Annotated in this window: 17 protein-coding genes and 1 pseudogene; 9 read left to right on the top strand and 9 right to left on the bottom strand. The window is 69.9% G+C overall.

Translation table 11 applies throughout. The annotated features are described in order from the left end of the window. From ABZ434_RS27640 to ABZ434_RS27630, 3 genes and pseudogenes are all read right to left on the bottom strand, one after another. Positions 1-84: pseudogene (locus ABZ434_RS27640) on the bottom strand (electron transfer flavoprotein subunit beta); the annotation flags it as partial. 200 nt (positions 85-284) lie between these two features. Beyond that, a complete protein-coding gene (locus tag ABZ434_RS27635) occupies positions 285-791 on the bottom strand; it encodes a flavin reductase family protein (protein WP_359142255.1) in 507 nt (168 codons plus the stop codon). 196 nt (positions 792-987) lie between these two features. Beyond that, positions 988-1314 (bottom strand): thioredoxin family protein, encoded by a 327-nt coding sequence (locus tag ABZ434_RS27630; RefSeq protein WP_359142253.1) that lies wholly within the window; start codon positions 1312-1314, stop codon positions 988-990. A 218-nt stretch (positions 1315-1532) separates the two neighbouring features. On the opposite strand from ABZ434_RS27630, the gene ABZ434_RS27625 reads away from it, so the two are divergent. Continuing rightward, entirely contained in the window at positions 1533-2255 is a 723-nt protein-coding gene (locus tag ABZ434_RS27625; RefSeq protein WP_359142251.1) for a lysophospholipid acyltransferase family protein, read from the top strand. 120 nt (positions 2256-2375) lie between these two features. On the opposite strand, the gene ABZ434_RS27620 is transcribed toward ABZ434_RS27625, so the two are convergent. The 4 genes from ABZ434_RS27620 to ABZ434_RS27605 all read right to left on the bottom strand — a co-directional run bounded on the left by ABZ434_RS27620 (position 2376) and on the right by ABZ434_RS27605 (position 6299). After that, positions 2376-2975 (bottom strand): transglutaminase family protein, encoded by a 600-nt coding sequence (locus tag ABZ434_RS27620; protein ID WP_359142250.1) that lies wholly within the window; start codon positions 2973-2975, stop codon positions 2376-2378. A gap of 71 nt (positions 2976-3046) precedes the next feature. Beyond that, positions 3047-4129, bottom strand: a complete 1083-nt coding sequence (locus ABZ434_RS27615; protein ID WP_359142248.1) for a low specificity L-threonine aldolase — start codon at positions 4127-4129, stop codon at positions 3047-3049. Next, a complete protein-coding gene (locus tag ABZ434_RS27610) occupies positions 4108-4875 on the bottom strand; it encodes an SDR family NAD(P)-dependent oxidoreductase (RefSeq protein WP_359142265.1) in 768 nt (255 codons plus the stop codon). The genes ABZ434_RS27615 and ABZ434_RS27610 overlap by 22 nt, the downstream gene beginning before the upstream one ends. A 26-nt stretch (positions 4876-4901) precedes the next feature. Continuing rightward, on the bottom strand, positions 4902-6299 hold the full coding sequence (locus ABZ434_RS27605; protein ID WP_359142246.1) for a DUF6421 family protein: 1398 nt from the start codon (positions 6297-6299) through the stop codon (positions 4902-4904). A 338-nt stretch (positions 6300-6637) separates the two neighbouring features. Here ABZ434_RS27605 and ABZ434_RS27600 point away from each other — a divergent pair, with 338 nt between their 5' ends. Both ABZ434_RS27600 and ABZ434_RS27595 read left to right on the top strand, forming a co-directional pair. Beyond that, complete coding sequence (locus tag ABZ434_RS27600; RefSeq protein ID WP_359142244.1) at positions 6638-6793, top strand: hypothetical protein; 156 nt, start codon at positions 6638-6640, stop codon at positions 6791-6793. Between the two features lie 52 nt (positions 6794-6845). Next, complete coding sequence (locus ABZ434_RS27595; protein WP_359142242.1) at positions 6846-7529, top strand: glycerophosphodiester phosphodiesterase family protein; 684 nt, start codon at positions 6846-6848, stop codon at positions 7527-7529. 16 nt (positions 7530-7545) lie between these two features. On the opposite strand, the gene ABZ434_RS27590 is transcribed toward ABZ434_RS27595, so the two are convergent. Then, entirely contained in the window at positions 7546-8103 is a 558-nt protein-coding gene (locus tag ABZ434_RS27590; RefSeq protein WP_359142240.1) for a GNAT family N-acetyltransferase, read from the bottom strand. Positions 8104-8345: 242 nt separating this feature from the next. Here ABZ434_RS27590 and ABZ434_RS27585 point away from each other — a divergent pair, with 242 nt between their 5' ends. The 6 genes from ABZ434_RS27585 (at position 8346) to ABZ434_RS27560 (ending at position 12079) form a co-directional block, all read left to right on the top strand. Then, entirely contained in the window at positions 8346-8936 is a 591-nt protein-coding gene (locus tag ABZ434_RS27585; RefSeq protein WP_359142238.1) for a DUF5134 domain-containing protein, read from the top strand. A gap of 86 nt (positions 8937-9022) precedes the next feature. Beyond that, positions 9023-9958, top strand: coding sequence for a M56 family metallopeptidase (locus ABZ434_RS27580; protein ID WP_359142236.1), 936 nt, complete (start codon positions 9023-9025; stop codon positions 9956-9958). Positions 9959-10062: 104 nt separating this feature from the next. Continuing rightward, positions 10063-10752, top strand: a complete 690-nt coding sequence (locus ABZ434_RS27575) for a phosphatase PAP2 family protein (protein ID WP_359142234.1) — start codon at positions 10063-10065, stop codon at positions 10750-10752. Between the two features lie 45 nt (positions 10753-10797). Continuing rightward, positions 10798-11499 (top strand): HAD-IA family hydrolase, encoded by a 702-nt coding sequence (locus ABZ434_RS27570; RefSeq protein ID WP_359142232.1) that lies wholly within the window; start codon positions 10798-10800, stop codon positions 11497-11499. Between the two features lie 70 nt (positions 11500-11569). Continuing rightward, the gene (locus tag ABZ434_RS27565) at positions 11570-11749 is read left to right on the top strand and encodes a hypothetical protein (RefSeq protein WP_359142230.1); all 180 of its coding nucleotides are present in this window, start codon (positions 11570-11572) and stop codon (positions 11747-11749) included. Between the two features lie 105 nt (positions 11750-11854). Beyond that, positions 11855-12079, top strand: a complete 225-nt coding sequence (locus ABZ434_RS27560) for a hypothetical protein (RefSeq protein WP_359142228.1) — start codon at positions 11855-11857, stop codon at positions 12077-12079. A gap of 224 nt (positions 12080-12303) precedes the next feature. Here ABZ434_RS27560 and ABZ434_RS27555 read toward each other — a convergent pair whose 3' ends face one another. Further along, entirely contained in the window at positions 12304-13794 is a 1491-nt protein-coding gene (locus ABZ434_RS27555) for a hypothetical protein (RefSeq protein ID WP_359142226.1), read from the bottom strand. Positions 13795-13919: the final 125 nt, after the last annotated feature.

Here is a 13919-nt window from a genome sequence, read left to right as displayed (position 1 = left end):
ATCCAACGTCAGGTCATCGGCGAAATGCCGGTCACCGGTCGCGTCGGGCACGTACTTCACACAGACAACGATCCTCAAGCTCACGCCGGCTCTCCTACTGCATCGTCATTTCCGGGCTGCCTTGTTGCACGCAGCATAGGCGCCTGATGGGGCGATTTCCGGTCGGGGCGACCGGCGCTCCGACCGTAATATTACTCGCCAGTACACCCATTGGGCACCCATTAAGCAAGCGCTTGGCACTGTGATCTGGCCTACCCCGCGAAGCCCGGTACAACCAGAAGATCTCAGTCTCGCAGAGCGGTGAACCGGCCCTGGTGATAGACGAGCGGCCTGCCGCCCCCGGCCGGATCGCCGACGACCGCCTGCGCGATCACGATCCGGTGGTCGCCCGCCGGGATCCGCGCCACGACCCGGCAGACGAGCCAGGCGAGCACCCCCTCCAGCACCGGGACCCCTTCCGGTCCGCTGCGCCAATCGGTGGACGGGCCGAAGCGGTCGGCGCCGCTGCGCGCGAAGGTGGCTGCCAGTTCCCGCTGGTGCTCGCCGAGTATGTGGACGCCGATGTGGTCGGCTGCCGCGACCACCGGCCAGCTCGAGGACGAGGTACCCACGCCGAAGGAGATGAGCGGCGGATCGGCGGCGACGGAGTTCAGGGAGGTGGCGGTGAAGCCGACCGGCCGGTCACCCGCTGCGGTGATCACGGCGACTCCGGCGGCGTGCTGCCGGAACACGGAACGCAGGAGGTCGGGGGATGCCGTGCGGGCGGTGCCGGTCTCGGGTGATGCCGTCATGGAGATGTCCTTCAGCGCGTCGGGGGTGCGGGGCCGTGGAAGCTCAGGCATCCGGACAGCGCGCGCTCGCGTTGCGGGCGAGGTCGACATGGACCCGGCCGTAGAGAAGGAGTTCAGGCGGCATAGCGTCAGACTGACGATGCGCGGCGGGTGCAGTCAAGAGCGTCCCACGAGGTGGGAGAAGCATCACGGTCCGTCATATCACCTGCCCCAGGGCGGCGACGACGTCGACGGTGCGTGGCTGGCCGACGGCCCTGCGGACGACCAGTCCGGAGGCGTCGAGGACCAGCACGGTCGGGGTCCGGCTGATGTCGAGGGTCCGCACCAGAGTGAGATGCGCCTCGGCGTCGATCTCCACATGAGCGACACCCTCGACCATGGCCGCCACCTCCGTGAGGGTGCGGCGGGTGGCCCGACAGGGCTGGCAGAACGCGCTGGAGAACTGGACGAGCGTGGCCCTCTCCCCCAATTCCACGCCGAGTTGAGTGGCATCGAGCCGGTCCGCACGCCTGCGCACATCCACCTTCGGCCTCCTGTCAGAGCTCTACGCAAAGGCTCAGCGCCCGCAGCCGCCGGGACATTCCCCGTCGTCCCACGTGACGAGAATCTCGCGCCCCGCGCCCACCGAGACTGGCCACCACGACGCGCATGGGGCACGATCGGCCCAATGCCGCAAACCTACGGCTGCGTAACTTCCGCCGGGAGAACCCTCCCCAGGCGCTGAAGAAGGGTCTTCTCCAGATGGCAGAACTCGTCTATCGGCCGGTCATCGGCGCCGCTCGTACGTTGTTCAAGGCGCTCGACCTGAAGATCGACACCCAGGGTTCGGAGCACATCCCGAAGACCGGTGGCGCGGTACTGGTGAGCAACCACATCAGTTATCTGGACTTCATCTTCACCGGCCTCGCGGCGCTGCCGCAGAAGCGGCTGGTGCGGTTCATGGCCAAGGAATCGGTGTTCCGGCACAAGGTGTCGGGCCCGCTCATGCGTGGCATGAAGCACATCCCCGTCGACCGCAAGCAGGGCGAGGACGCATACGCGCACGCGCTGGCCTCGCTGCGTTCCGGCGAGATCGTCGGGGTGTTCCCCGAGGCAACGATCTCGGAGTCCTTCACGCTGAAGAGCTTCAAGTCGGGTGCGGCACGCCTGGCCCAGGAGGCCGGCGTGCCGCTGATCCCGATGGCGTTGTGGGGCACCCAGCGCCTGTGGACGAAGGGCCGCCCCCGCAACTTCAGGCGGAGCCACATCCCGGTGACGATCCGGGTCGGCGAGCCGCTGGAGGCCCCGGCCGACCAGTACGCGGGCGCGATCAGCCGGCGGCTGCGGGAGCGCGTGCAGGAGCTGCTCGAGGCCGCCCAGCGCGCCTACCCGGTACGCCCGAAGGACGCGAGCGACACCTGGTGGGTGCCTTCGCACCTCGGGGGTACGGCTCCGACGGCCGCAGAGGTCCGCGAGCGCAGCTGACGGACCCGTGCGGAGCCGCGGCTGAAACGTCACTCCGGAGCGTGGACGGTGACCGCGCTCCGGGGCTTCCCCCCTGCCGCGGATCCCCGGCGGGACGGGTCCGTCCCTGGACGCCGGCAGTCAGAGCTCCGTCGGCAGCGCGCGCCAGAGCTCCGCCCGGTCGGCGGACGTCCTCAGGCCGCGCAGGACGGCCGGATGCGGCGCCGCGTAGAGCATGGGGTAGTCGACTTCGTCGAGCTCGGGGCGGACGGGCCAGGCCAGCCTCTCCCCGTCCAGTGAGAACTGCGCGTCGACGCCGGGCCGATTGCCCCTCGGATCCTGCCGGTCCCAGCGGTCCCGGCCGGGAAGCCGGAGCGCGATCAGCCCGTGCAGCACTCCGGGCTCACCGTCGTCATCGGCGAGCCCTTGATAGCAGAGGGCCGCCGGGATGCCCTCCGCGCGCAGCAGGGCGACCAGCGCGTGCGATTTCGCGTGGCAGATGCCGTTGCGGGTGGCGAGGACGTCCGAGGCGCGCCAGGTGACGCGCATGTCACCCGAATCGACGGAGTGCGGGATGGTGTCCCGTACGAAGCAATAGGCCGCTTTCGCGTATGAGTATGCGTCTTCGGTCTCGGAACGCAGCCGTGCGGCCGTGTCGCGGACCAGCGGGTGTTCATGGTCGATCGCGTCATCGGCGGCAAGGTAGGCGGAGATCTCTGGGACCAGCTGGATCAGTTCCATGGCCGCCGAGCGTAGGGAAGCGGCCGACCGGAGTCAATACATTTCCGATCGGCCGCATATTCATACATTCCCTATCGTGCAGCCATCTCTTCCTTGAGGGCGAGGAGGAACGCGTCGACATCGCCCTCCGTGGTGTCGAAGGCGCACATCCAGCGCACGTCGCCCGCCTTCTCGTCCCAGAAGTAGAACCGGAAGCGCTTCTGCAGCCGTTCGCTCACCTCGTGCGGCAGCCGCGCGAAGACGGCGTTGGCCTGGACCGGATAGAGGATCTCCACCCCGTCCACCGCCCGGACGCCCTCGGCGAGCCGCTGAGCCATGCTGTTGGCGTGCCGGGCGTTGCGCAGCCAGAGATCACCCGCCAGCAGCGCCTCCAGCTGCACCGACACGAAGCGCATCTTGGAGGCCAGCTGCATCGACAGCTTGCGCAAGTGCTTCATCGCCCGGACGGCGTCCGGGTTCAGCACCACGACGGCCTCCCCGAAGATGGCCCCGTTCTTCGTCCCGCCGAAGGAGAGCACATCGACGCCGACGGTGTTGGTGAACGTACGCATGGGCACGTCCAGTGAGGCCGCGGCGTTGGCTATGCGGGCTCCGTCGAGGTGGACCTTCATGCCGTGCCCGTGGGCGTGCTCGCAGATGGCCCGGATCTCGTCGGGTGTGTAGACCGTGCCCAGCTCGGTGTTCTGGGTGATCGAGACGACCTGCGGCATGGCGCGGTGCTCGTCGTCCCAGCCGTACGCCTGCCGGTCGATGAGCTCCGGCGTGAGCTTGCCGTCCTCGGTGGGCACGGTGAGCAGCTTGAGCCCGCCCACCCGTTCCGGCGCACCGCCCTCGTCCACGTTGATGTGGGCGGACTCGGCACAGATGACCGCGCCCCAGCGGTCGGTCATCGCCTGGAGCGAGACGACGTTGGCGCCGGTTCCGTTGAAGACCGGGAAGGCCTCGGCGGTGGGGCCGAAGTGGCTGTGCATCACGCGCTGGAGATGACCGGTGTAGTCGTCCTCGCCATAGGCGATCTGATGACCGCCGTTGGCGAGGGCGAGGGCGGCGAGAATCTCCGGGTGGGTTCCCGCGTAGTTGTCACTGGCGAATCCGCGTACCTGCGGGTCGTGATGACGACGCGCGTCGGTCCTTACGGTTGCGGGGTCAGCCACAGGCGCTTTCCGTTCACTTCCGGGGCGGGCCGGTCCCAGACGCCGGCGATGGCATCGGCCAGCTCCTTGACGTCGGTGAAGCCCGCGAACTTCGCATTCGGGCGCTCGGCGCGCATCGCGTCGTGCACCAGTGCCTTCACGACCAGGATCGCAGCAGCGCTCTGCGGACCCTCGTCGCCCCCCGCCTTGCGGAAGGCGTCCGCGAGCGCGAGGGTCCAGGCCTCTGCCGCGGCCTTCGACGCGGCGTAGGCGGCGTTGCCCGCGGTCGGGTTGCTCGCGCCGGCCGCGCTGATCAGCAGGTAGCGTCCGCGGTCGCTGCGCTGCAGACCGTCCTGGAAAGCCAGCGAGGTGCTCTGGACGGTGCGGATCAGCAGCTTCTCCAGCAGCGTCCAGTCGGCGAGGTCGGTGTCGGCGAACGTCGCGCTGCCGCGCCAGCCGCCCACGAGGTGGACCAGACCGTCGATCCTGCCGAATTCCTTCTCGGTCTTGTCGGCCCACTCCCGGGCGGCACCGAGATCGAGCAGGTCGACGGTGTCGCCGGTGACCGTGGCACCGCCGTGGGCGTAGCGCGCCGCGTCCACCGCCTCGGCGAGCCGGGTGGCGTTCGCGTCCGAGGCGACGACGACCGCACCCGCCTCGGCGAGCCGGAGCAGGGCTGCCCGGCCGGCCGGACCGGCCGCCCCAGCGACCGCGACGACAGCGCCTTCGAGCGCACCGCTCCCGCTGCCCTTGCCGTTTCCGTTCATGGCCACCGCCTCCTCACGACGTGCGCTCACGCGGCCGCCTGCCCGGCGCCCGCGGCGGTGATCCCCTTGGTGGAGGCGATCACGTTCTTCAGCTTCTTGGAGAGCGCCTCATAGAACATGCTCAGGGGAAACTCGTCCGGAAGCACGTCGTCGACGAGCTTGCGGGGCGGCTGAGTGAGGTCCAGCGCGTCCGGGCCCTTGGCCCAGCGGGATCCGGGGTGCGGCGCGAGATACGTCGCGACCAGGTCGTACGCGGCGAACCAGTGGACGAGCTTGGGCCGGTCGATGCCGTCCCGGTACAGCTTCTCGATCTCGCCGCAGAGCTGGTTGGTGACCTGCGGGGCCCGCTCCCAGTCGATCTTCAGGGTGTTGTCCGTCCAGCGCACGACGTCGTGCTTGTGGAGGTACGCGAAGAGCAGCTGACCGCCGAGACCGTCGTAGTTGCGGACGCGCTCACCGGTGACCGGGAAGCGGAACATCCGGTCGAACAGCACGGCGTACTGCACGTCGCGGCCCTGCCCGAAGCCGTCGGCCTCCAGCTTCACGGCCTCCTTGAAGGCGGTGAGGTCGCAGCGCAGTTCCTCGAGCCCGTACATCCAGAACGGCTGGCGCTGCTTGATCATGAACGGGTCGAACGGGAGGTCGCCGTGGCTGTGGGTGCGGTCGTGGACCATGTCCCAGAGCACGAAGGCCTGCTCGCAGCGCTGCTGGTCGCCGACCATCTCGCGGATGTCCTCGGGCAGCTCGACGCCCAGGAGCTCGACGGAGGCCTCGGTGACGCGGCGGAAGCGGGCGGCCTCGCGGTCGCAGAAGATGCCACCCCAGCTGAAACGCTCGGGGGCCTCGCGCACGGCGATGGTCTCCGGGAAGAGCACGGCGGAGTTGGTGTCGTACCCGGAGGTGAAGTCCTCGAAGGTGATGCCGCAGAACAACGGGTTGTCGTAGCGGGTCGCCTCCAGATCGGCGAGCCACTCGGGCCAGACCATCCGGAGCACGACCGCCTCGAGATTGCGGTCCGGATTGCCGTTCTGGGTGTACATCGCGAAGACGACGAGGTGCTGGAGCCCGTCGACTCGGGCCTTGGCGGGCTGGAACGCCAGCAGGGAGTCGAGGAAGTCGGGCACGCCGAATCCGTCGGCGGCCCAGCGGCGCAGGTCCGTCACGAGGGCGCGGTGGTACGCGGCGTCGTGCGGGAGCAGCGGTGAGAGTTCCTCGACCGCGGCGGCCACCCGGTCCAGGGCCGCCCCGGCGGTCGCCGGTGCGGGAGCGCCCTCGGCATCGAAGTCGATGGAGCCGTCCTTCGACTGCCAGGGGCGGATCTGCTCCACAGCATTCTTGAGCGCGGGCCAGGCCGGGTGCTCGACCACCCGCCGGGCGGAAGCTATGTCGCCGGCGGCGACGTCGTGCACAAGAATTTCCGTCATAACACTTCCTCCACGGGAGAACCTCGCGTCAAGCAACCGTATCCGTGTGCGGTTCCCCGAGACAAGTGGGGGCCTGAAAATTATCCTGCCCACCCCCCATGGTCACCGCGATTTTTCCTGTCATCCAGCGTTCCGACGACTCCTTCGATGGACCGGGGAGGCCCGACGGCAGACCGGCGAACGGGACCGGCGCCCGCTCTCCGTCTCCCGTCGCACGCCTGCCCGTCAAGCTCGCACAGGACACGCCCACGCATGAGTGACACGGCTCGCAGCATGGGGACCGGTGCCGGTAGGACGGACCACATCCGCCCCTCGTACGTACTCGGGAGAACCCGCGCGTGAGCATCCGTGCCGTCCTGGTCGCCGCCGTCATCACCGGATTCCTGCTCGGCACCGCCGACGTCCAGGGACACGGAGCCACTCCCCCGCGCACGGCCGCCCCGCATTCCACGACGGGACACCGGGCGGCAGGCGGATTCGCGGCCATGCCGTAGCGCCGCGTGGGTAAGCACAGGGGGAGAAGCCGTCGACGGAAGCGAGAGTCCCTTGTCTTTTCTCACCATCGGTCACCGCGGGGTGATGGGTGTCGAGCCGGAGAACACGCTGCGGTCGTTCGTCCACGCCGAACAGGCCGGGATGGACCTCATCGAGCTGGACCTTCATCTGACCAAGGACGGCGCCCTCGCCGTCATGCACGACGCCGAGGTGGACCGGACGACCGACGGCAAGGGGCCGATCGCCGACAAGACCCTGTCGGAGCTGCGCGAACTCGACGCCGGGCAGGGGGAGCGGGTTCCGGTCTTCGAGGAGGTCCTGGACGCCGTGCGTTCCCCTCTCCAGGCGGAGATCAAGGACGTGGCCGCCGCGCGCACGCTGGCGGAGGTGATGCGGCGGCGCGATCTCGTCGACCGGGTCGAGGTGATCTCGTTCCACGACGGGGCGATCGCCGAGATCGCGCAGCTGGTGCCGGGGGTGCGGACAGCACTCGTGGCCAGCCGCTGGGGCGAGGACGTGGTGGACCGCGCGAAGGCGGTGGGCGCCACCCGCCTGGTGCTCAACGTCCGGCGCATCACGCTGGAACTGGTCGAGAGGGCCCACTCCGAGGGGCTGACAGTGGTCGGCTGGGTGGTCAACACCCAGGATCATCTGCGACTGGCCCGAGGGCTGGGGCTCGACGGCGCGACCACCGACTTCCCGGAGATCCGCCGCGCGGGCCGCTTCACCGCGTAGCCCCCGGCCCTTCCGGTCAGCCCACGGCCAGGTCCTTGACCAGCAGCTCGAAGGCGAGGTCGTCGCGCTGCGGGACGCCGAAACGCTCATCGCCGTACGGGAACGGGCTCAGCCGGCCCGTACGGCGGTAGCCCCGGCGCTCGTACCAGGCGATGAGCTCGTCACGCACCGAGATCACGGTCATGTGCATCTCGCGCGCACCCCAGCTCTCCCGTACGGTGCGCTCGGCCTCGGCGATGATCACCTTGCCTAGCCCTGCGCCCTGGAGCGAGGGACGGACTGCGAACATTCCGAAGTAGGCGGCCTCACCTCGGTGTTCGAGCTGGCAGCAGGCGACCGGCTCGCCGTCGCGTTCCACGACGAGCAGCCGGCTCCCGGGGGCCCGCACCACATCGCGCACCCCCCGCGGGTCGGTGCGCTGCCCCTTGAGGATGTCCGCCTCGGTGGTCCACCCCGCGCGGCTGGAATCACCGCGGTACGCGGACTGGATGAGCTCCACCAGCGCGGGCACGTCTGCGTCGGTCGCGTCGCGGAAGGTCAGCTGTCCCGGATCACGGGGCGGGGCGGTGTCCATGTGAGGCTCTCCGTTTCTCTGCTCTCGCCGTGCGCCAGCAGAGTAACGCCCGGGTGCGGCCGCGGGTTCCGGGCCTTGGCCCCGGGCCCTGAGCAGCGCGGATCCCGGCGAGCCCGCATTGCGCCATGGAGATTCACCCCCGTTGCGCGCTCCCCCTTTGCCCCAGTGCGCCGCGTAGGGGGGCCGGGCCACGGGCATCGACCAGACGACGGCGATGTCGTTCGCCCAGGGGGAGGCCTGCTGTGCACGGACCTGCGATGTCCGGCTGGCTGCTGATGGCGTTGTGCGCGGTGACGGGCGGGTACTGCCTGCTGCGGGCCCGCGGGACGACCGGTGAGGAGCGCAGGACGGCGCGCGCGGAGGCACTGATGGGCTTCGGCATGGCCGCCATGGCAGTACCGGCGGCTTTCGTCGCACCGCCGGCGTGGGGGTGGGTTGTGTACACGGTCCTGTTCGGTGCCGCCACCCTGCGTGCCCTCTGGTTCTCCCGTCGCGGCGGTCACCATCTGCACCACCTGGTCGGCTCGTCGGCGATGGTCTACATGTCCGTCGTGATGGCACGCTCCGGCGCAGCGGGGCACGGTGGTCACGCGTCCCACGCCATGGCCGCCGCCGGAGGCGTTCCACTGCTGACCGGGGTGTTCCTCGCCTACTACGCCGCGTACGTGCTGCGCTCCGGAGCCCGGCTGGTCCCGGTGACCGCCGCGACGGCCGGGGGCGGAGCCGTGGCCGGGGGAATACCGGCGGGCGGCTGGGGCGCACGGCCCGAACTGGCGCCGGCCTGTCGGCTGACCATGGGGATAGCCATGTTCGCCATGCTGCTCACCCTGTGAGACAGCAGGCCCCGCAAACCGTGGCGTACGTCACTTGGCGAGCGCAGCCATACCCGTGTGTGCCGTACCGCTCATAGGCTGACGCCATGTTGGTCTCCCTGGCGCTGCTGCTGCTCGGCGCACTGGCCGCGATCGTGACCCCGCGGCTGATGGCCCGGGCCGAATGGCCCGAGCGCGAGCCCGTGGTGGCGCTGTGGGTGTGGCAGTGCGTGGTGGCCGGGGTACTGCTGTCGTTCACGCTGTCCATGACGTTCAGCGCGGCCGCTGCCTGGCAGGCGGTACGCGGGCACATGTTCGCGCCTGCTCCGCACGCGGTCGTCGAGGCCTATGCGCTCGCTGCCTACGGACCGTGGTCAGCGGTGATGGCCGTACTGCTGGCTCTCGGTGGGGTGTGGACGGCCGCGATGCTGACCCGCGAGATCCGCCGCGTACGGCTGGAGCGCAGGCAGCGGCGTGCCGAACTCCTGGTGCGATCACCGCTGCTGCCCGGCGAGGAGGCGAGCAGTGGCCGACTGGTGGTCCTGGAGGGGGAACGCCCCGACGCCTGGTGGCTGCCGGGCACCGCGCCCCGGCTCGTCATCACCACTGCCGCACTGGCGCGTTTGAAGGGCCGTCAGCTCGATGCGGTGCTCGCTCACGAACAGGGGCACGCGAACGCCCGCCACGACTGGCTGCTGAACTGTTCCGCGGCGCTGGCGGCGGGCTTTCCCCAGATTCCGGTGTTCGCGGCCTTCCGCGGCGAGATGCACCGGCTCGTCGAACTGGCCGCCGACGACACGGCTTCCCGTCGCTTCGGCCGGCTGACGATCGCGCTGGCTCTGGTCGAACTCAACGAGGACCGCGGAGTGTTCGGCCCCTGCCCGGCGCAGGACACTCAGATGCCGCAGCGGGTGAACCGGCTGTTGTCGCCCGCGGGCCGGCTCACGGCGGGCCGTCGGCTGCGGCTCACCGCGGCGGCCACGCTCCTGCCGGCGATCCCGCTTCTGGTCGCGTTCGTTCCGGCCCTGAGCGCGCTGGGGTAGGAGCCGGCAGCGACCCGTCCGGCGCCGACCGCCCGCGGCACCCGTTACATGGTCCGGCCGTGCCGGGATGGCCCTGCGCCCCGCACTTCGGCGAGGATCCCTTCATGCACTCCCCGCCCCTCTCCCCCGCTCGTCACATCCGCAGCCCCTCTCCGGCCGTGTGGGCGGGAGCCGTCTGCGGGGCCCTCGCCATGCTGTTGCTGGTCCTGACCGTCGTGCGGTGGTCCCCGCTGATGCGGCTGGACCGCGCCATCGCCGAAGCCCTGCACCGGCGGGCGGTGACGGAGCCCGGTCTCGTCCATGTGAACCGGGTGCTGACGGACTGGGTGTGGGACCCCTGGACGATGCGCGCGCTGATCGCCGTGGCCGTGGTCGTCCTGTGGCGGCGGGGCGCCCGGGGGCTCGCGGCCCTGCTGGGGGTGACGACTCTGGTGTCCAGCCTTCTCCAGCAGGGCATCAAGGCCGCCGTCGGCCGGGAGCGCCCCCGGTGGCCCGACCCGGTGGACTCCGCCCACTACGCGGCGTTCCCCTCCGGACACGCGATGACGGCCGTCGTGAGCTGCGGCCTGCTGCTCTGGCTGCTGTACCGGTACGGCGCCCGGCCCTGGCTCCGCAGGACGGCCCTGGCCGCCGCGGGGGTATCGGTGCTCGGCGTCGGTCTCACCCGGCTCTACCTGGGCGTGCACTGGCCGTCCGACGTACTGGGCGGGTGGCTGCTCGGCGGGGCGCTGGCCGCCTTCGCGACGGCCGGGTACGACCACTACGACGCCCGGCGCCGCGGGGACCGGGACTGAACGGGTACCTTGCCCCGCCCGCACCAGCTCGGCAAGGATCGGCCCATGCCGATCAAGGGTGCGCTCTTCGACTTCTCCGGGACGCTGTTCCGGATCGAATCCGTCCGTTCCTGGCTCGCCGCCACCCTCGCGGAGCAGGAGGTGACGGTGGACGAGGCCGACTTTGAGCGGTACGTGGGGGAGCTGGAGGCCTCCGGCGCCCTGCCGGGCGGCCCGCCTCCCCCGCGCGTGCCCGGCCGGCTGGCATCGGCCTGGGCCTCCCGTGACGAGAGCGCTCACCGGCACCGTGAGGCGTACACGGGCCTGGCACGCCAGGTGGAGCTGCCGGATCCGGGGCTCTACGACGCGCTGTACGACCGGCATCGGACGCCTGCCGCCTGGCTGCCCTATCCGGACGCCGCGGAGGTGCTCGCCTCCCTGCGCGACCGGGGCATCGCGATCGGCGTGGTCAGCAACATCGGGTGGGACCTGCGGCCGGTCTTCCGGGCGCACGGTCTGGACGCCTACGTGGATGCGTATGTGCTGTCCTACGAACACGGGGTCAAGAAGCCCGATGCACGTCTCTTCCACACCGCCTGCACACTTCTGGGACACCATCCGACCGATGTGGTGATGGTCGGCGACGACCGGCACGCGGACGCGGGAGCAGCCGCGCTGGGCTGCGAGGTGCGATTCGTGCAGCATGTACCGGTCCACGAGCGGCCGGACGGGCTGCGGGAGCTCGGACTGGCCGCCGGGGTTGCCTGAGAGACATGTGAGAGATGTCCCTGACGCGCCATGGGTCGGATTGTCACATCGGGGCCTTAGCCTGGTAGGTATGTCCCCGACTCCGTGCCCGTCCGGTTCCGTGCGTTCTGCCGCAGTGGTGAATGAAGACATTCGCGACCTGTGGGAGCGCTCGGGCGGATGCCTGTCCGCGGAGGACGAGGAGGAGTACCAGCGTCTCCTGGTCGAGTGGGCCGCCGCCACGGGCGCGGACGCCAGGTCCGCCGCCTGACCCGCCTGCGACTCGACGGCCGTCCGGGACCGCCTGCCCGATCTGCTGCCGGGCGGGTTTCCGGTTCGCTGTGCGGCAGCCGTCGGCAGGTCGCACCCTGGAGGCATGGCTTCTCCCCCGATCGTGATCTTCCGGCCGTCCCCCTCCGGCGGGCGGCGCGTCACCGTGCAGCGCGAGGGACGGGTCCAGATACTCGGCCTCGCGCACTCGGATCACGATGTGATCGTGTTCCTCGAGGGTGCGGGGCTCGACGACCCCGAGCGGATCCTGGACAGCCCCGAGTGGGTCGAGTGGCGGGGCGGCCGGGCGCACCGGTACGAGGCCGCCTGAGACGTCTGGTTCCGGCGATCCCCTGCGTCGCCGGAACCAGCCGGTCACCCCGGGCCGGAGTACGGGCCGGGGACCGCGTTTCGGACTGCGTGCATCAGCGGGCCGGTGCGGGGGTCCAGCATGTCCCGGCGCGGCAGATCGGTCAATGAACCAAGGAACCTCACGAAGGCCGGTCCCGCCCGGGGACCCGGGCGGGACCGGCAGGATCGGTTACTGCGGCCGGCTCAGCGGTCGAAGTAGTCCGGCTGCGTCTGGACGTTGAGCTCGTCCGTCCGCACCCGCTTCGCCGGGTCGGTCCGCCTGTCGTCGATCTTCAGGACGTCGAAGCCCTTGGCGATGTCGTTGGAGTAGATGTAGCCGTTGTAGTAGTAGGCCGACCAGGGGCCTGCGGTGGTGACCGCGTCGGTGCTGACGGGGCCGCGCTCGAAGAAGCCGATCTCCTTCGGGTGGGAGGAGTCGGTGAAGTCCCACACCGACACGCCGCCCTGGTACCAGGCCTGGACCATCAGGTCGCGGCCCTTGACCGGGATGATCGAACCGTTGTGGGCGACACAGACCTCGGTGTCGGCCTGCGCGCGGTCGATCTTGAAGTAGCTGCGGAAGACGAGCTTGCGGTGGTCGCCCCTGCCGACGATGTCGTAGATGCCGTCGGCGCCACGCTTCGGGCCGATCTCCTCGTTGCAGGTGGCCGCGCCGCCCCCGCCGAGCTCGTCGGTGAAGACGACCTTGTCCGCCCGCTGATTGAACGTCGCCGAGTGCCAGAACGCGAAGTTCACATTGTCCTGCACCCGGTCGATGATCTTCGGGTTCTCCGGGTCCTTGATGGAGAACAGCAGGCCGTCACCCATGCAGGCTCCGGCCGCCAGGTCCTTGGACGGCAGCACGGTGATGTCGTGGCAGCCCGTGGTCTTGGACACGCCCGGGTTGGTGGGGCCGCCCGGGTTTCCGCCGTCCGGGAAGAGGACCGGGAAGTTCACGATGCGGGCCTCTTCGGGCGCCTTGCGCGGCACCTTGATGACGGAGATCCCGTCATGCGGGGGCTGGCAGTCCGGGAACGTCGTGTTCGGCGAGTACGAGGAGACGTACACGTAGACGTTGTTGCGCTCCGGAACCAGCGTATGGGTGTGCGATCCGCACGCGGTCTCGACGGCGGCTACGTACTTCGGGTTGCGCTTGTCGCTGATGTCGAAGACCTTCATGCCCTCCCAGGAGGACTTCTCCGTGGCGGGCTGGGTGGTGCTGCTGCACGAGTCGTCGCTGCGCGAGGAGTCCGTGGACAGGAACAGCAGGTTCCCGGAGACGGAGATGTCGTTCTGCGATCCGGGACACAGGACCTGGGCGATCGTACGGGGCACCTTCGGATTGCTGATGTCGAAGATCCGGAAGCCGTCGTAGTTTCCGGCGAAGGCGTACTTCCCCTGGAAGGCCAGGTCCGTGTTCAGCCCCTGGAGCGCGTCCTTGGGGACATTGGCGAGGTGGGTGATGTTGCGGCTGTGGACGATCTCGTCCACGCCGGGTATCTCACCGCTCGTGATCGCGGCGGTCGCCTCCGCCTCCTGCCTCGCCGAGACATCTGTTCGGCTCGCGGTCGCGTCCCCGGGGTCGGGTGTCGCGGCCGCGGGCCCGGCCATCAGCAGAGTGGCGAAGAGCCCGGCGGCGGCTGCCGCCACGCCCAGACGTCTGCGCCGCACCGGGGTGGTGTGCAACGAGGTCACTGCGTCCTCCCATGGATCTTTATGTAGTTGACCGGTTCACGGACTCCGGCAGTATCGTCCTTGCCATGGGCATCTCAACAGATGGCAACAGAGACGTAATGAAAGTTTTTGATCGAAGCTGTGCG

The sequence above is a fragment of the Streptomyces sp. NPDC005761 genome (genome assembly GCF_040630635.1).
GTDB lineage: Bacteria > Actinomycetota > Actinomycetes > Streptomycetales > Streptomycetaceae > Streptomyces.
Note: the sequence above shows the minus strand (reverse complement) of the source record. Positions and strands in the feature narration are given on the sequence as shown.